Origin of the sequence: Microcoleus sp. ARI1-B5 (genome assembly GCF_036705795.1) — a bacterium.
Lineage (GTDB): Bacteria > Cyanobacteriota > Cyanobacteriia > Cyanobacteriales > Microcoleaceae > Microcoleus.
The window spans coordinates 53,967-70,957 of record NZ_JAUBVK010000022.1 but is presented as its reverse complement, the minus strand read 5'-3'; the positions used below and the strand labels follow the sequence as shown (position 1 = coordinate 70,957).

The following is a 16,991-nucleotide window of genomic DNA, read 5'->3' as shown; positions in this document are numbered from 1 at the left end:
AGGCCCGCGCCAGATGAAAGTCTTTGTCTACGGCACTCTCAAACCGGGGGAGTGCAACTATCTGCGCTACTGCGAGGGAAAGGTTGTGGATGCTTTGCCCGCGATCGCCCGCGGTCAACTTTTTGCGCTGCCGATCGGCTATCCTGCAATGGTGGCCGGAGAGGGCATCGTCTGCGGTTTTCTCCTTTGTTTCGCAAATTCCGCTATTTTGGACGATTTAGACCGACTTGAAGACTATCACCCGCTGCGGGAACCGACACAAAACGAATATCAGCGGGAAGAAATCGAAATTTGCGATCGACACCTCAAACCTTTAGGCACGGCTTGGGCTTACTTCATGTTACCCGATCGCGTTCGTTCCCTAGGAGGCATCTGGCTGCCCCACGGCAGGTGGGAAAATAGGTTTTTCACCAAATAAGGTGGTTAATGCCGATGAGCTTAGGAAATTGCCATTGCAGTGGGCGAAGGCGACTCGAACCTGTAACCGTAACCCCGAATAGTTTTAATAAACTGCGATCCCGTAGCATCAACTTGAATCATTTTCTTGCGAATCTGACCGATATGCACGCTAACAACTTGCTTTTCTCCTGTCTCGTCGCACTTCCACCCCCCGATTTTTTCGATTAGCTGTTGGCGACTCCAAGATTGACCGGAATGACTTGCCAAAAAATACAAGATATTAAATTCCCAGGCTGTTAACTTGATAACTGTGTCGTTGAGTGTTGCTTCCCGACGCGCTGGATCGATCGCAAATCGATCGAATACAATCCGAGATGGAGTCACAGGCCTCATGCGTCTCAACACAACTTCGATCCGAATTGCCAACTGGGCCAGACCAAATGGTTTGCAGATATAATCATCAGCACCTGCGGACAGAACTTTCAGGCGATCGGCTTCGTCTGTGCGGCTGCTAACCACGACCACAAAAACATTAGTACGGCGCTGCATTTCCTGACAAAGTTGATACCCAGTAGTATCCGGCAAATTCCAATCGAGAATTACTAGCATCGGCTTGAATTCCTCAAACAATGCTAAAGCAGTCTCGCCATCTGCGGCCGAATGTACTTGATATTTCTGATTCAAAAAGCGATGAATTAGATTGCGGATGGGTGGGTCATCATCCACAACAAGAATCTTGGGAACAGTATTAGCAGTCATCACGAAAAAGTTTATTTGGTGTTGTTAACTTAAGGTGAATTTCACAGTCCGACAGTCCGACAGGGGTTTAAACCCCTGTCTCAAAGCGCAAGTCCTCTGAAGAGGACTAATACAAAATCCGGGTTATTTGCCCTTTTATGAATCCTCGGTTATTGCCAGAACCTATGCGATTGCGAAGCACAGCGAACAATTACAAAAAGAGGTTAGCAAATCCAGATTATATCTAATAATTCTTTAGTCCTCTGAAGAGGACTTTCGCTATGAGGCGGGGGTTTAAACCCCCGCCGGTCTTTCGGGTTAGGGCTAAGTTCATCGATCGCACACTGCAAACTACAGATTATTATCAATTGAAAGCAGGCAATTACAGAACTGCTTTACTCGCTCGCAAATTCCAGAGCTTTCAAACCGAACGGATCTTTTTTTTTCAACTCTTCGTTCAACTTCGCCTTGAAGTTAAAAGGCTTTCCCCAATCCCAAATTTGGATTTCAAGACGTTCGTTAAATACCGCAATCGAAAGATCGATCGAAGTGTCTGATGGCATATTTTTGTGATGGTGAACGGCAAGGATAAACCCTTCGACCACCGCAAGTCTGGAAAGCTGCAAAACTGTTTCGGGAATTGCTAGATTATCTAACTGCTCCACCCACCACAAAACTTGACTAACAGTAGCAACATCACTATTGAGTTGAAGGGTAATTTTTTGCAGTAGCTGGTGAGAATTGCGATCGGATTGGCTAGTCATTTGCTCTTTGGGCCAGTTAAAGATGCTCAAAACATCGCTCGATCGCTTCAAACCACCAGCTTGAGTGCTATGTTGAGGTAGTACAGGCTGAAAATATTTGACAATTGTCAACTTGTTGCGGCGGTCAGAAGTGTAGGTATAACTAAGCTCATCAGCTATTTTCCCAATTAGTTTTATACCTATCCCAAGTGACGGTTCATCAAAAAATCTATCTCTCATTTTTGCTATCCTTATGGCTTGTAGTCTTGTAGTTCAACTCTCCCAACTTTTATCGACTATGTAAAAGATCGCTAAAAAATCACTTGTAAGCAGATCGTTGACAAACTGGAGGATATGTAGTAATGGGTTGGAAAGTGCGATCGGAAGATTGTTTTAATTGATGAAATTTATAAGACTGATACCGATTTACGGAAATTGCTAAATTTGAAACTCTAAAAATGTTTACCGCAGATAGTGCAGGCTTCCAAGAAGCGATCGAGGTGCTGCAATGAGCGAATTTACAGCAACAGGAAATGACTTAAAAGAACAAGAGGCTATTAAGCGCATTCAAGCTTTCAGAAATCGTTTTACTGAAACTCATCTGGAATTCGCTTGTCATGCAGCCTTGACACCTGACTTGCTTTATCGCTTGCGAGATTACCCTTTTAAACCAAAATTACAAGTGCCTTGGATTGCAGTTTCTGATTTGCTATTGTCTGGTTTGTGCAGCCAAGTTGATGAAGAACTATATGAAATGGATAGCACCGTTCGCAAGGTACTTTTAAAACCTTTGAGTCAGCAGCGTTTGCGCGAACTATCGGAATTTTTACTCAAGTATGTCAAGCGCAATTTTCACTCAAAGATTAGCGGGTTAAAACAAGCGCAGTATTGGACAGCTTTAGCCTACGTAGAACCGGGTCAAGCAGCCAAACAATTAACTGAGACTCTGAATCAATTACTGCAACAGCCAAATCTTGCTCAATGGTTGCAGAAGTCATCGCTAGTAGAAACTTTAGCTGAGCCTTTGCGAGCTGATTTTCAACCTTTGTTGACTCTAGCACAGGCAATGAAGCAAACAGCACTAGGCGATCGCATAGCAGCAACTCGGTTGTTTGATAGCTTACCCAAAATAGGAGAATTTGCGATCGTTGCTGGAGTGGAAGTTACTTTACCTTCCCGTCCTATCCCGGCTGAAACTTTCACTTTTGAAACTGTCATGGTTAATCCTCAAGGTAAAATTATCCAACGCGAAACCAAAAATGCTTCTTACTTTACCGAAGACTTAGGCTATGACACCAAGCTAGAAATGGTTTACATCCCTAGGGGTAGATTCATCATGGGGTCGCCTAAAACTGAAGCATACAACTATGAACATGAACAACCTCAACATCAGGTGACAATCAAACCTTTTTTTCCTGGGAAAATACCCGATTACTCAAGCACAGTGGCAAGCAGTAGCTGAATTGCCCAAAATCCACTATAACCTCGACCCCGACCCATCTCGCTTCAATGGTGAAAACCAACCCGTAGAAAACATTTCTTGGTATCATGCCGTCGAATTTTGTGCCAGATTATCTCAAAAAATAGGTAGAAGCTATCGTCTTCCTAGCGAGGCAGAATGGGAATATGCTTGTCGGGCCGGGACAACAACACCTTTTCATTTTGGGGAAACGATTACGACAGATTTAGCAAATTATGACGGTACAGATGATAAAGATAACAAGTGGTCGGGTTCCTACGGTCAAGGGCCTAAAGGAATTTATCGCCAACAAACAACGCCTGTAGGTAGCTTTGGGGCCGCGAATGCCTTTGGACTCTACGATATGCACGCCAACGTCTGGGAGTGGTGTGCTGACCCTTGGCACGATCGCTATCAAGGTGCACCTACTGATGGTACGGTCTGGGATGATAGTTGTCACGATCGTCGTTATCAAAACTGTATTGATTTATTAGTCAATACCAATGACGATAACCAAGCTCGAATGCTGCGCGGGGGTTCGTGGTTCCTCAGTCCGTGGCTTTGTCGCTCTGCTTTTCGCTACTACGATGCGCCCGACATCGACTTCAACGTCCTCGGTTTTCGGGTTGTGTGTGTGGCTGCGTGGACTTAAATAAAAATGTACCGTGAATTTGTGCTAGGATGTTGATGTAAATCATGGCAAAGAGAGGGCGAGTTTATGAGATTGTTTCTGGGTTTGATGGATGTCTGCGAACCCATGTCTGCAATTTACTAATTGCGAATTTAATCAAATTTGTACCGACGTATAGTTCTAACACAATGTTTATTAACAGATAGACCAATACGCTTGATTTAAGACTCTTTCGGACATAAAAGGCTGTGAAAAATAGACACTCTTGTTTGCTTCGTCCCTCACAATGACAACGTTAACTAAACTGTATCGAGCTATAATTATTCAAACAATGCTGAAGCAGTCTCCCCATGTGCATTAGCAGTCATGCGATTTTAGATTTTAGATTTTAGATTTGGGATTGACCCCACAGATGCAATCCGGGGGACGCCAGGATGAGCGTTGAAGATTTGGGATTGATTCCACGGATGCAAGTCCCTGGCGGGTACCACCTTTGAAATTCAAAGGTCATGAGAAAAAACTTTTTTCTGGGTAAATTTAGGACTTAGGCATAGACCAAAGAAACCGGGTTTTTTCCTTACTATGCAGGTTACAAGGCATCTTTTCGTAAAAAACCCGGTTTCTGGTCACCCGTGCGTACAGTCATGTTAGCGAAGAGTAAATCCCAGCTCGTTCCAGCTAAACGGACTTGTTTCTGCCAATTCTCCTTGCAATTTTGCTTCTAAGTCAAAGGGCTTCCCATAATCCCAAATTTTGATTTCTAGGCGAGCTGGAAATACTGTTATTTCTAGCTCGATTGGAGTTGCTAATGGTAGGTCTTTGTGAGCATGGCGAACAGCATTTGTAAATCCTTCTATTGTGGCAAGTCTCCATTGGTGAAAAACTGCTTCTGGAATCGGTAGCTCCTCTAATTGATCCACCCAAGATAAAACTTTAGCAACCGCCTTGATATCAGAATTACTTGTAAGGCTAATTTTTTGAATGGGCTGGTTTGAACTGGCCTCGGATTCGGTATCTCGTTGTTTTTGAAACCATTTATTTAAAACATCTATCGGTCGTTTAACACCACTAGCTTGAGTGCTGTCTTGGGGCTGATAATGTTTCATCAGGAACAAACAGTTTCGACTGTCAGAAGTGGGGGTGTAGCTTAGCTCATCGGCTATTTTGCCAAGGACTTTTATGCCTATCCCACCTGACGGAAGTTCATCCATGTTATCTGTCATTTGGTTGCTATCCTTTGTCATTATTTAATGGGTAATTTTTTAGTTAAAAAAGGAGTGGCTTTCTTTGACTGGAGTGCGAACATCTCGATCCCTGGAAATATAGAGCCAATTGGGCATATACAGGCTTAGCTGTGGGGGACGATCGCACTCAAGCACAAAAAACGAACGGTTTTTACGAAATGGGGATGCTCCCGTTGTTGTCCTTATCATTGTCTCTTGGTCGATCGCGTCTTGACAAACTCAGTTTGCGATCGCTAAACTGAGCGAAAACTGACATTGACAAATAAACAAGTAAATTATACAATCATGACCCTCAGATCCTCTCAGAAGGGACTAATAAAAATTAGGGAAGCTAGAAGAGAGAGGGGATGGACGATAGAAGACCCCAGATGGCTGATAGAAGCTAGTCAAATATTAGAGCCCGATCGCGCATAGGGATAGGGCAGAGGCCGGGCCCTATGCCGACGGCCTCTCGCTGCCAACTTGGAGGCGTTTGCCATCGAGCTTAATTGCGATCGATCGCCCTCCCCTTCACCTTTACACTTGAGAGCCAGTAGAAATGATATAGTGGCCAAAAGTTATTAGAACAGTTCGCGATCGCATTAAGACTCCTCGAAACCGGGTTTTTTACCTAATCTGTAGGCTACAACGAAGGATTTTAGTAAAAAAACCCGGTTTCTGACCACCCGTGCGTCCAGGACTAGAGAAGTAAAGATCCTGCACATTACTCTAAAATCTGACCGCAATCAATTCATTGAAGCGCAAGTCAAAAGCGGCAAATATTCTTCTGTAGATGAGGTAATTGCTGCGGCCTTGGAACTACTGGCAGATAGCAGCCAACACCCACAGAGCGATCGTTATCAAGAATGGGTGGAGAAAACTCGTCCAAAAGTAGCTGCTGGAATAGCTCAGCTTGAACGCGGCGAAGGAATTGATGGGGAGACAGTTATAGCTAGATTGCAGGAAAAATACAGTTAAGCCTGTTTTATGAGGAGATCTTAGCCTTGTGGCGATGAGAATCTTATGCTTAGAAACCGAGAGATTGTCAAAGGATATATCCACTTTAAAAAACTGGGAAACAATGCAAAAAGCCCCCTTTTTCAGGGAGCTTAGTAACTTCGGTTATTGCTCAAAACAGAAATCCTACTGCGCTTTTGGTAATGACTTGTGAGGGGTTGCTACAGCTTTCGGAATATCCATCACCGGTGCATTCACCCCAAGCATCAAATCATTGGGATTAACAATCTCCACCAGAGGCTCGTTCAAAGCCACAATCAAACCGTCAGATTCAGCAGGAACCGGGGATGTAGCAAACTGCGGAGCAAACAATTGGCGGCCGCCAGCTACACCAGCCACTGCCGCAATCAACAAAGCTGCGATCGCACCTCCACCCAAAACCCAAGTCCGTTTCGTCTTGCGTTCCACCCGCTGCAATACCTTCGCCGCCAAATCCTGTGCAGATTGTTCGGCACCAGGCACCGGCATTGACTGAAAACCTTGCTGCATAACCATCAGTCGCGAGTACAAACGCTTCGTAGTGGGGTCATTTGTCAGCCATTCCTCAACTTGCCGGCGTTCTGCTGCCGTCACTTCGCCGTCGATGTAGGCACTCAGCAATTCAAAACGATCGCGCATCATAGTAGTTACATTCCCCAGGGGATAACTGTTGTTAGCTTGAGTTTGGGGCAGCGAATCCCCGAGACCTTGCTGATTCTGATTTTTATCCGATTCAAAGTTATAATTCATATTTCACACCACTTGCTCAAATTAGGGGAAGCACCCGATCGCTATCTGAATGATTTACTGCTTATTTATATTGTAAAATAGAAGTTTTGATGTCACAGCAAACTTCACCAAATCTTCTTAACCACGCCCAACAACGGATACAAGCCCCTGACTTCTGTCGTGGAGAACCCCTAATTTTAGACTTTTGTTCCGGCTCGTAGATTCTCTGCCCTGCAAGTAAATCTCAAATCGAAAAATGGAAAATCTCAAATCAACTGACCCGCCTCAGAAATCACTCTTGCTAATGACCGTCGAGATATTTTTGCAATTGCAACTGCAACCTTTGGCGAGCTCTCGCAATTCTCGACTTGACCGTTCCCAGAGAAACTCCGGTCATTTCCGCTATTTCCTCATATGCTAAACCTTCAATTTCTCTCAACACAATTGTCGTGCGGAATACTTCCGGCAAATCGGCGATCGCCGATCGCAACTGGTCGTAAAATTCTCTAGTCGTCAAATCTTCATCAGGCCCCGGACTGTCGGCCGGAAGTTCCCAATCAATCTCCCCATCCTCCAGAGCACGGGGTACGTCCAGCGACAGCGGAGTTCGCACCCGCTTGCGCTTGCGCAACTCATCGTAAAACAAATTAGTGGCGATGCGGCTCAACCAGCCCCGAAATTTAACAGGCTCTTGCAAGCGGTTAACATTGCGGTAGACTCGAATCCAGACTTCCTGAGCCAAGTCTGCTCGGTCTTGCCAGTCAGGGGCCAAGTGATACAGAACCCTGTCTACGTGCGACTGATACCGCTTCAACAGTTCTGCAAAAGCAGTGCCCTCAGGTCGATTTCCTTCCTGACACCGCAACACCAAGTCATAATTAGAGAGTTTTTCGGCTGGCAATTGCACTCTTTGAACGGTCGCCACAACCGCAGACCAGGACACGGAAATAAATTCGCTCATGGGTGGAATTGGCTCATCGAACATTCCACAGTTGTTGACGCTGGCCGATCGCGATTGGTTCCTGCACTCGGAAACTGCGATCGTAGAGTCAATGACCCCCCCTGAAAACGGATACAAGCCCCCGCAGGGCCTTGAGTGGAGTACCAAAAATTTTAGATTCTTCGACCAGCTTTCCGGGCAACGCCCAAGTTCCTGCTCCTAGATTCATGACGGCGAGTAAATCGAAAAATGGAAAATGTAAAATCGACTGACTAATGCCCGACAACTTCGCACGCTCCAATACTAACCCAACTACTAGAACCGTCGGCCCAATGTTCCTTTTTCCAAATCGGTACATTGTGTTTGAGCGTATCTATGGCGTACTGGCAAGCTGCAAACGCCTCCCCTCGGTGAGGACAGCCAACAGCCACCAATACGCTGATTTCCCCCACCTGCAAGTGTCCGACGCGGTGGTGAATGGCGACCCGATTGACATCGGCCCACTGGCGGCGGATTTCCGTAGCGATTTGCTGGAATACTCGCACGGCCATCGGTTCGTAGGCTTGATATTCTAGGGAAACTACAGCTTGACCGTCTGTTTGGTTGCGGACTGTACCGCTCATCATTACTACGGCTCCGTTCGCGGCATCATCTACCAAAGTATAGATTTCCTCTACAGATAAAGGAGCTAAAGTAATGGCAAAACTGTCTTTAGTATTGCGTTGAGGTATTGTGCCGATCGAAAGTGCAGAAAAAGAGTTCATTGCGAAAGAACAGGTGCTGGAGAACTCGATCGATCTTGACACAAATCAAGTCCTGAGCGATCGATCTTGCATTGTTGTCATGGATACACAAAGGTCAATCTTTAGCAAGATGTCTATCGCCCCGAACGGCTGTAGCAGTGCGAGCGACTAAAATATGTCTCCCACGAACAAAATTAAGACGCTCGTTGAAGATGAGCAGGAGATTTGTGCGATCGAATAAATGTCGATCGGGCTGTAGCAACTCAATCAGTAAGCACACCAAAATAAGCAGTATCATGGCCAACTCGCTGCAAGCCATCTCAAACTCAAAGCGATGACTGCGTTCCCTTTTGAATGACACAGTTAAGTTTAATTCGACCCTCAAGCCGATCGCCGCCGCCCCAATTTTCAGCAGAAAATGTAAACTTTATTTATTTTTTGCTCCAGAAAGCTACTTAAATGACATGATATACCTGTGCAGGATTCAGGCAAAGCAAACGAATACCCAGCAAAAGCAAGACAGTAACGCCCTCTTGTGCCTTTTCTGACACATACGTTAATGGTTTGGGCTGTTAATCGAGGTCTTGACCTGAGTCTGCACCAACAAATGTTAACAACAATCACGAGGAAACTATGGAAGCACTAGCATTGAGCCACTCTTTTGTTGCTTATGAATCTCCAGAGTCCGAACTCCAACTGGAATTGAAAATTCCTAAATCGGCAGTGGTAGGCGTTGCAGGTATGGCAGTAGCGCTGTCTGTTCTGAGTGTCAGTGGCGAAGCGCAGGCAGGTTGCTACAAGAAGCACTGCGGCGGTCACCGCCATCACAGCTACGGCGAAGTTGCCACCAACGGCGGCCGGCTGAATATCCGCCACCGGGCCAGTCGGTGTTCTCATGTCATCGGCAAGTTATACAATGGAGACAATGTGAAATTGAGCGGTCGTTACAGACACGGCTGGGCAGAACTTGCAGACGGCGGCTGGGTTTCAACTGCTTGGATCGACTAATTCTTAACTAGATCAATTTACATTTCTAGCAAGAGTTGTAATCGTTACCAGGCTCAGCTTGGTAACGATTATTTTAAAGAGGCGCCGGATGCTGAAAATCATCGAAAGTCCGAAATTAATAACTCACAGCTAACAACCTAAACTTTACCGCCGCCGATCAGATACAGTAAGGCCATCCGCACCGCCACGCCGCTGGTAACTTGCTGAGAAATCAGGCTAAATTGGGGATCGTCCATCAAATCCGAGCTAATTTCCACGCCGCGGTTAACCGGGCCCGGGTGCAACACCTTCACATCCGGCTTGCAGAGTTTCAGCCGATCGCGCGTCACCCCATACAAAAAATGATACTCTCGTAAACTCGGCAGCAAATGCTGGCTCATCCGTTCCTTTTGCAGCCGCAAAGTCATCACAAAATCAGCATCGGCCAAAGCAGGTTCAAGCTGCCAGTGCAAAAATAACTTACCTTCACGAACATCGCCGCACTCAGCAAACAACAGCGGCAGCAAAGTCGGCGGCCCGGCCAAATGAACCTCAGCCCCGGAAGCCGTTAAACTCCAAATATTAGACCTCGCCACCCGCGAATGCAAGATATCCCCCACCACAGCAATTTTTTTGCCCGCTAACAGAGACAGCCGCGGGCGTTCGGCATCTAACAGAGAACAAATAGTAAATAAGTCTAGCAAACCTTGCGACGGGTGTTCGTGCTGCCCGTCTCCAGCATTGAGAACGCTGACTCTCGAACCCAAGCGATCCATGGACGAAGCAATTGTGCTCGGCACTCCAGCTTGTTCGTGGCGGATCACCATCAAATCGGTTCCCATCGCCAGATAAGTCTTAGCCGTATCCAGAATAGTCTCCCCCTTCGTCAGAGAAGAACTTCCCGGTGTAAAATTTAGGGTATCCGCCGACAGCCGCTTCGCCGCCAACTCAAAACTGTTGCGAGTCCGGGTAGAAGGTTCAAAAAACAAATTCGCGACCACTTGACCCTGCAGGGCGGGCACTTTCTTGGTGCGGCGGCCGAGCACCTCCCGAAAACTGGCAGCAGTTTGCAGCACCGTGTCGTATTCGTCGGAGGTAAAATCAGCCAGAGTGAGAATGTGTCGCCTTGTCCAAGTCATAGAATTTTAGATTTTAGATTTTAGATTTTAGATTTTAGATTTACTGAATCAGAACTGCCGAAAGGTTGGGAACTTGCCTGCGCGGCCGCGTCGGGCCAGGTAGAATGTTCGATCGACAGTCGCGGGGTTGCGATCAACAGTATCCAACAATTTTTGACCACCTTTGCGGTTAGTAAAGCTATAATTAGTTCATGTAACTCAGACCCCACTCTCACAGCTTTCGCCAGCGTCAAAGGTAAAACAGGGGTGGTTTACGCGCCCGAAAGCGGAAATTAAGCTTTCGGCAGCGTTCGAGCAGTAGTTGCAGTTTCTCCCAAACTCAGCCTTGTCAAAAACAAGCCGAACGCATCCCTTGCATCTGCCACTATGATGTTGAAACAATTGAGGCGGCCAAGCTCCCACTGCCGATCGACAGCATATAGCGGGACACTCTAAAGATGATTAATTCTTTGAAGTCCGTGTTGACTCTTCAGTCCTGCTTATAGCCCCTTGTCAAAACGAACTGTGTTAAGATACAAGTTGAATATGTAGCTTCCCGACAAAAATCTACACGTATCTTGGCGAGACTGTTCTTGGCGAAACTGCGGTAAAAAGTGAGAGCTGGGAAGTGGTTATTACACAAGATTTAAACAATTCAAGAGGTATTATGAGCCAGCAGGTTATACAGCCGATGGTTAAGTTCCAGCGTCAGGTGCATTCTCTCGTCACGTCTGACATTATCAAGCCGACAGACAGCATTTGGAAAATTGCTCTGCTTTATGGGGACGAATGGCCTTACTGGAAACAGCAACTCCTAGAGTTTGATTTTTCGATGCAAGACCCCGTGAGCGAGTTGATAGCTGTAGAAGCTTGGGACGAGGAATAACATAGGAGTAGTCAGTAGTCAGCAGTCATTAGTCATTAGTCGTTAGTCAGAAGGAAAAAGTCCGCTGTCATTCGTCATTCGTCATACAATTTTCGATTGGGGATTTTCGATTAAATAATTGGGAATGACTGATGAACTAAGGGTTTGGCACAGGGGCAAAGCAGTTGCATTCTTTTTTTAAAATGGTGTCACTAGGAAGAGGGCCGAGGGAAGAGGAAGAGGGAAGAAGTTAGCCACGGAAAATTTATTTAGAGAATTTAGCCGATCGGCTTTTAATTTCTGCCAGACACCAAAGTCTTCCGTCTGACTACTGACTACTGACTACTGACTACTGACGGCAGGACTAATGACTTCTCTTAAAGACAAGCTGCTAAAGCTCGAGCTAATTGTTGAGCAGTTTGAAAGCGATCCCCTGGTTTAGCTGCTGTGGTGCGCAAAATGGTCTCCCGCAGCTTGGGTGCGATCGTCGGAATATTTTCCAGCTTAAACCCGTAACCGCGAGCGATTTTCCCGTAAAACTTTTGAGGGCTTTGGGCCGTCAGCAAAAAAATCAAAGTCGGCCCAATAGCATATAAATCCGACTGCGCCAGAGGCTGTCCCCGGTCTTGTTCTGGTGCGGTGTAGCCTTCAACCCCGATGCGAGTGCCCGGAGGAGTGCCGATTTCTTTAACGGCGCCAAAATCCAGCACAGTAATGCGATTGTCCCGGTGGCGCACTAGCAAATTAGCAGGTTTAATATCCCGGTGGACGATCGGGGGTTTTTGAGAGTGAATGTAGTCCAAAACCTCGCAGGTTTGGATCATCCACTCGATCGCCTGTTGGGGAGCAACAGGCCCGCGGTTGTAGATGCGTTTTTCTAAATCCTCGCCGTGGAGCATTTCCATCACCAAGTATTTTTTGCCCCCTTCGACAAAAAAGTCAAAAAACTGAGGAATACCCGGATGGTGAAGCGCTTTCAGGGTCTTAGCTTCACGTTCAAACAGTTCTTGAGCTTTGACTATTTGAGCCATGTCAGCATTCATTTCCTTGAGGACTACCAGAGAAGCTGCGGGAGAACTTCCGGGTTTTTGAGCTTTTGCTTTGTCTCGATCCCAGGCTAAAGTCGTTGTCCCCATACCGCCTTGGCCCAAAGTTCGCAGCACTTGGTAGTGACGCACTGTGCGATCGACTTTAATCGGTTCGCCGCAGTGGATGCAGAATAAATTCCCCGGCGGGTTTCCCGCGTGGGTACACCTCGGGACGGCGGGGCTGAAGGTAGGGATCGCCTCAATTTTGCCGCCGAGTTGAATACTGACAACTTGGAACTGCAAAGTTGGGCCGCCCCGCGCCAATTGGATCAGATCACCGTCGGATATCCAACCCTGAGACATGAGAATACCGTTAACAAAAGTGCCATTTGTCCCGGAATTGACTAAGTACCACTGATGGTCAGCACCACTTTTAACTCTTTGCAGTTCCACGTGTTCCCGCGACACTAGAGCATTGGGGATCACAACGTGATTTTCTGGAGAGCGGCCGATGCGGACAATGGACTCGTTCTCGAAACTCCACTGTTGCAGGGGGGTATTTTTTTCTGGATCTAAAAGAGTCAGCAGCATTTTAGATTGATTTGAGGAATCTCCATGATTTGGGAGTGGGGCGGAAAGTGGCAATTACAATTGGTTTTGAAGCGGGGTGCGAGTACAGACAGTCTCATCTCAATTTCAATAGGACTGACGCACTCGGGAGTCTCTTAAACCTGGTTTCTAGTGACAAACCTCAAGGTCAGTCGATTTTAGATTTTAGCTTTTAGATTTTAGATTGACTTGCAGCGCCGTGAATCACCGGAGCTTGAACTTGAGTCGAAAATTTTGGGATAGCCACGACTGAAGTCGGGCACTTGTACCCGTTTTTGGGTGGGTCAAATGAGACAACTGCGTTAAGAAACCCGGTTTCTACGTCCAGGACTGTTCAATAACAAATGCTACAGATAGTCGTTAAGAGTAAGGGTGGGAAAAAGACTGTCTGCATTCTTTTATAACATTAGTTTCATATTGCTTCCGCTGGGATCGGAATCCTAATTTTCCGAGTGCATCGCTCTGGTTTGGCACAGCTCGATCGCGTCAGATGAGCGCGCTCGATATTATTCGGATGCAACGGATTTGATATTAGATGTTGCTAGAGAAGTGCGATCGCACTCCCATAGCATGACCCGTGCTATCTGCTAATAACTATAGAAGTGCGATCGTCCCATTGCGGGCTGGAAAATCGTTGAGCCGAGGGCAAACTGCCATAGCTGGCGGTGGAACGAGTAACTAATAACGATATATGTTGCACCATTTAACCGTAAATTTACGGGAAATCGATCGGTTGCACCAGGGAAAATACATAGGATTTCACTAACTTTAGCTCTGAGGTTCATACAATCTTTATTAAAGCACTTCTTTCGCTCAAAAATTGCATAAAGATGATAGTCATATCTTGTTTTGGGAAAAAGACTTTGGGGAGGATTGCTGATAACTCGATCGCACTTTTGTGGCAAGCACCTACTTAATTAAATCAAAATTTAGGTAAGAGGGCAGAAAGTCAAGCCTGGGAGCGGAAACTGCCGTTGCTGTTGGCGAACCTTTAACAATTGCAGGTTTAAATCTGGCGCTGCTGGCGATCGCCTTTGAAAAAGTTGGCAGCATCCAAATTCTAAAATCGAAATGCGCCTACCTGCGCCCGAATGATAATTGCCGTGATATTGTCGTGACCGTTGCGTTTGTTGCCCAGTTCAATCAACTCAGCAACTCCCTGGTCGAGATTAGCTTGGGGATTGAACAAGGGTTCGAGAGTGCTCTGCCAGTGAGTTTCCAACAAATCATTATCTGTCAGGCCGTCGGAGGCCAAAATCAATAAAGTATCTTCGCACAAGTCTAAAAACTGCACGTCTGGCTTGAGAAAATTACCGTCTCGCGGGCCGATGGCTTGAGTTAGTTGATAGGCATCGGGACGGGAATAAGCAGTTTCCGCGTCAACGCCGCGCTTAATTTCGCGCTGCCCTACTTCGTGGTCTGAGGTGATTTTTTCTAGGGCTTGTCCCTTTCGGAGTCGGTAGAGGCGGCTGTCGCCGACGTGAGCAACGGCGAATTTGGTGTCTTGAACTAAGACGGAGACTAGGGTTGTACCCATGCGGCCGCTGCCGGAGCGGCGGTCCTTTTGATTGATTTCAAAGATGGCTTTGTTGGCTAGGAGCACTCCCTGGCGGATGGTGTCTGCCTCGGGCAGTTGATTTTCCCAACTGGTTTGAAAGAATTCTCTGAGGGTTTCAGCGGCTAATTGACTGGCTACTTCTCCGCTGTCGTGTCCGCCCATGCCGTCGCAGAGAATGTAAAGCCCTTTGGTTTGAAAGATGCGACCGAAGGAGGTTTCGAGTTTGTTGATCTGAGTCCAGATGCTGAAGAAGTCTTCGTTGTGCTCGCGCGATCGACCGACATCGGTGAGGCCTGCGTCTTCTAAACTGTAAATCTGGACTGGCATGGGCTGGGTTAAGACTTCGCCAACAACTTCGGGGGGCGAGTTGTCGGGGATGCCATTTTGGAAGCGGGTGGGGGTTGAGGTTGAGGTTGAGGTTGGTGGAGGTGCGGGTTGGAGTTCGAGGGGAACGGTTTCTAGGCGCGATCGCAATTCTTCTATGGTGCTAATCTCGCCTCTGTACATTTGTTGCAGCAGTTCGAGCAAGGCGCCAAACTGAGTGCGATCGGACTGGTTAAATATCGCCTGCCACAGTTGCCCCAAATCTACCAGTTGCAGGTTTGAGCCGGCGGGTTCGGGATAGAGGTATTGCAGCCGCAAAGAGGCAAAGGAAAAGGAAGACTCGGGGTTGACCCGCAAATTTGTCAGTTCCAACAAGCTTTGCCGGCAGCGCCAGGGTTCCAGGGCGGCCCACAGTTCGGTCATTTCGTGCAGCCAGTAGACAATTTGCTGGATGGAGGTTTCGGGTTGACTCCACCGTTCTACCAGCAGCGGCCATTGGGAGCAGTCTTCTAGCAGCAGCACTGCCTGTTGGTTGTCTGACCAGCTATCGTGAATGACTGGCAGGTTGTGAGAGAATTGCCACCGCAGTGCCAGATAAGGTTCAGCTATGCCTTGGCAAAGCTCTGCTAAGGCCCAATTGGTCGAATTTTCTCCGCTGTTGATGGCTGCGGTGTAGGGGGAGGTGCGTTTGGCGACGCTGGCAGAGTTGGCTGCTAGCATTGCTTTGAGGGGTGACATTTGCAGCGGCTGACAGTCTAATACTGTTACTGCTACTGTGTCGGAGGGTTTTCTCGCGGGCAGGGTTTCTAGGAGCTGGTAACGCTGCTGGCTGTCTAAATAAGCTCCTGCGGGCTGGGAAGAAATTAAATATTCTGAATAGGGGACGGGGATTTCTGGGGATTGGGGAGATGCGCCCTCGGGGCTGTCGGTTTCTGGCTGTGGTGCGGTTGTGAAATTGTTTTCAGATAGGGTTATTTCGCCGTCTGGTGCTGTGTTAGAGCTTTTTTGGTCTGTTTGAAAGGTATGGTGTGCGATCGCCCCCACGCCAACCACACTGTCTATTTCTGGGCTGTTGAATTCGGCGGCATCGGGCTGTGGAGGAGTTGGTGCGGCTGTGGCTGGGAGTGCGTCGGCGGTGATTTCGGTTTTAATGCCGTCTGCGATCGGTTCGGGAGAGTTTTGGGCTGATGCGGTTGCTGGAAAATTGTCGGTTTTTTGTGCAAACTCGGCTGGGGGTATGGTTGACTGGCCTAGCCCGACTGCTGGAAAGTTCGATCGACCGCAGATAACTGCCCGCCACACTTGACCTGTTGTGACTCCGCAATTGTGACATAATGCGGCGCTAACGGCGACTTCGGCGCCGCATTGGTGGCAAGGTTTGTAAATTAGCGAATTTCCGCACTGTTGACAAAACTTGTTTAGATTGGGATTTTCAAATTGGCAGCGGGGACAGAGGAGCATAGGGGTTTTAAATGGGAGATGTGCGATCGAGTGAAAGCGGTGGGGGAGTTTCGGGTTTGGGGTGGTGAGTTATGAGTTATGAGTTTTGGGCGTGACTCGCAACGGATAACTCTCATTGCCCTATGCCCTATTTTATCGGCATCAATTCAGAACTAAGATATTTCTTAGAACTGAGATGTTGCACCGGTTTCAGGAATAGACCCGGAGAGGGGGAGAGGGGGAGAGGGGGAGAGGGGGAGAGGGGATTGAAATATACAATAGACTTGAATTGCCTAAATCTTTGATGCACTTCGAGGAAACCGCTCCTTAACGCGGATTAACGCAGATAATTTCCACAAGAGAGAGCTCCGGCTTGCAATTGGAGTCTAATTTAAATCCAGTACAGCTTAGAAGCCTCCCCCATCTGGGGTTTCGCGTGCTGGCCCCACAATAAAAGTTAT

17 protein-coding genes are annotated in these 16,991 nt (G+C 47.3%); 6 read left to right on the top strand and 11 right to left on the bottom strand.

The features are described from left to right. Window positions 1–13: 13 nt before the first annotated feature. Entirely contained in the window at window positions 14–418 is a 405-nt protein-coding gene (locus tag QUB63_RS25495) for a gamma-glutamylcyclotransferase family protein (protein WP_332948134.1), read from the top strand. A 20-nt stretch (window positions 419–438) separates the two neighbouring features. Here QUB63_RS25495 and QUB63_RS25490 read toward each other — a convergent pair whose 3' ends face one another. Both QUB63_RS25490 and QUB63_RS25485 read right to left on the bottom strand, forming a co-directional pair. Beyond that, window positions 439–1,158, bottom strand: a complete 720-nt coding sequence (locus QUB63_RS25490; RefSeq protein WP_332948132.1) for a response regulator transcription factor — start codon at window positions 1,156–1,158, stop codon at window positions 439–441. A 374-nt stretch (window positions 1,159–1,532) separates the two neighbouring features. Next, complete coding sequence (locus QUB63_RS25485) at window positions 1,533–2,120, bottom strand: ATP-binding protein (protein WP_332948131.1); 588 nt, start codon at window positions 2,118–2,120, stop codon at window positions 1,533–1,535. A 268-nt stretch (window positions 2,121–2,388) separates the two neighbouring features. Here QUB63_RS25485 and QUB63_RS35160 point away from each other — a divergent pair, with 268 nt between their 5' ends. Together QUB63_RS35160 and QUB63_RS25480 are read left to right on the top strand one after the other, a co-directional pair. Next, on the top strand, window positions 2,389–3,342 hold the full coding sequence (locus QUB63_RS35160; RefSeq protein WP_442921857.1) for a hypothetical protein: 954 nt from the start codon (window positions 2,389–2,391) through the stop codon (window positions 3,340–3,342). A gap of 1 nt (window position 3,343) precedes the next feature. Then, complete coding sequence (locus tag QUB63_RS25480) at window positions 3,344–3,991, top strand: formylglycine-generating enzyme family protein (RefSeq protein WP_442921858.1); 648 nt, start codon at window positions 3,344–3,346, stop codon at window positions 3,989–3,991. 626 nt (window positions 3,992–4,617) lie between these two features. Here QUB63_RS25480 and QUB63_RS25475 read toward each other — a convergent pair. After that, the gene (locus QUB63_RS25475; RefSeq protein WP_332948130.1) at window positions 4,618–5,193 is read right to left on the bottom strand and encodes an ATP-binding protein; all 576 of its coding nucleotides are present in this window, start codon (window positions 5,191–5,193) and stop codon (window positions 4,618–4,620) included. 678 nt (window positions 5,194–5,871) lie between these two features. Between QUB63_RS25475 and QUB63_RS25470 the strand changes: the two genes are divergently transcribed. Then, the gene (locus tag QUB63_RS25470) at window positions 5,872–6,171 is read left to right on the top strand and encodes a ribbon-helix-helix domain-containing protein (RefSeq protein WP_332948187.1); all 300 of its coding nucleotides are present in this window, start codon (window positions 5,872–5,874) and stop codon (window positions 6,169–6,171) included. A gap of 165 nt (window positions 6,172–6,336) precedes the next feature. Here the strand turns inward: QUB63_RS25470 and QUB63_RS25465 are convergent, their stop codons facing one another. From QUB63_RS25465 to QUB63_RS25450, 4 genes are all read right to left on the bottom strand, one after another. Further along, window positions 6,337–6,939 carry an anti-sigma factor family protein gene (locus tag QUB63_RS25465; RefSeq protein WP_332948129.1) on the bottom strand — a complete coding sequence of 201 codons (603 nt, stop codon included), beginning with the start codon at window positions 6,937–6,939 and terminating at the stop codon, window positions 6,337–6,339. Window positions 6,940–7,219: 280 nt separating this feature from the next. Beyond that, window positions 7,220–7,879 (bottom strand): sigma-70 family RNA polymerase sigma factor, encoded by a 660-nt coding sequence (locus QUB63_RS25460; RefSeq protein ID WP_332948186.1) that lies wholly within the window; start codon window positions 7,877–7,879, stop codon window positions 7,220–7,222. Window positions 7,880–8,130: 251 nt separating this feature from the next. Continuing rightward, on the bottom strand, window positions 8,131–8,622 hold the full coding sequence (locus QUB63_RS25455; protein WP_332948128.1) for a molybdenum cofactor biosynthesis protein MoaE: 492 nt from the start codon (window positions 8,620–8,622) through the stop codon (window positions 8,131–8,133). 94 nt (window positions 8,623–8,716) lie between these two features. Further along, the gene (locus QUB63_RS25450) at window positions 8,717–8,899 is read right to left on the bottom strand and encodes a hypothetical protein (RefSeq protein ID WP_332948127.1); all 183 of its coding nucleotides are present in this window, start codon (window positions 8,897–8,899) and stop codon (window positions 8,717–8,719) included. A 335-nt stretch (window positions 8,900–9,234) separates the two neighbouring features. Between QUB63_RS25450 and QUB63_RS25445 the strand changes: the two genes are divergently transcribed. Beyond that, complete coding sequence (locus tag QUB63_RS25445; RefSeq protein ID WP_332948125.1) at window positions 9,235–9,609, top strand: SH3 domain-containing protein; 375 nt, start codon at window positions 9,235–9,237, stop codon at window positions 9,607–9,609. Between the two features lie 137 nt (window positions 9,610–9,746). Here the strand turns inward: QUB63_RS25445 and QUB63_RS25440 are convergent, their stop codons facing one another. Next, window positions 9,747–10,727, bottom strand: coding sequence for an aspartate carbamoyltransferase catalytic subunit (locus tag QUB63_RS25440; RefSeq protein WP_332948123.1), 981 nt, complete (start codon window positions 10,725–10,727; stop codon window positions 9,747–9,749). Between the two features lie 646 nt (window positions 10,728–11,373). Between QUB63_RS25440 and QUB63_RS25435 the strand changes: the two genes are divergently transcribed. Further along, entirely contained in the window at window positions 11,374–11,592 is a 219-nt protein-coding gene (locus QUB63_RS25435; protein WP_006631282.1) for a DUF4327 family protein, read from the top strand. 356 nt (window positions 11,593–11,948) lie between these two features. Here the strand turns inward: QUB63_RS25435 and QUB63_RS25430 are convergent, their stop codons facing one another. From QUB63_RS25430 to QUB63_RS25420, 3 genes are all read right to left on the bottom strand, one after another. Further along, entirely contained in the window at window positions 11,949–13,190 is a 1,242-nt protein-coding gene (locus tag QUB63_RS25430; protein WP_332948120.1) for a protein kinase domain-containing protein, read from the bottom strand. 927 nt (window positions 13,191–14,117) lie between these two features. After that, the gene (locus QUB63_RS25425) at window positions 14,118–14,261 is read right to left on the bottom strand and encodes a hypothetical protein (RefSeq protein WP_332948119.1); all 144 of its coding nucleotides are present in this window, start codon (window positions 14,259–14,261) and stop codon (window positions 14,118–14,120) included. Between the two features lie 7 nt (window positions 14,262–14,268). Then, window positions 14,269–16,551: a serine/threonine phosphatase gene (locus tag QUB63_RS25420; RefSeq protein ID WP_332948118.1), complete on the bottom strand. Its 2,283-nt coding sequence runs from the start codon at window positions 16,549–16,551 to the stop codon at window positions 14,269–14,271. Between the last annotated feature and the right edge of the window lie 440 nt (window positions 16,552–16,991).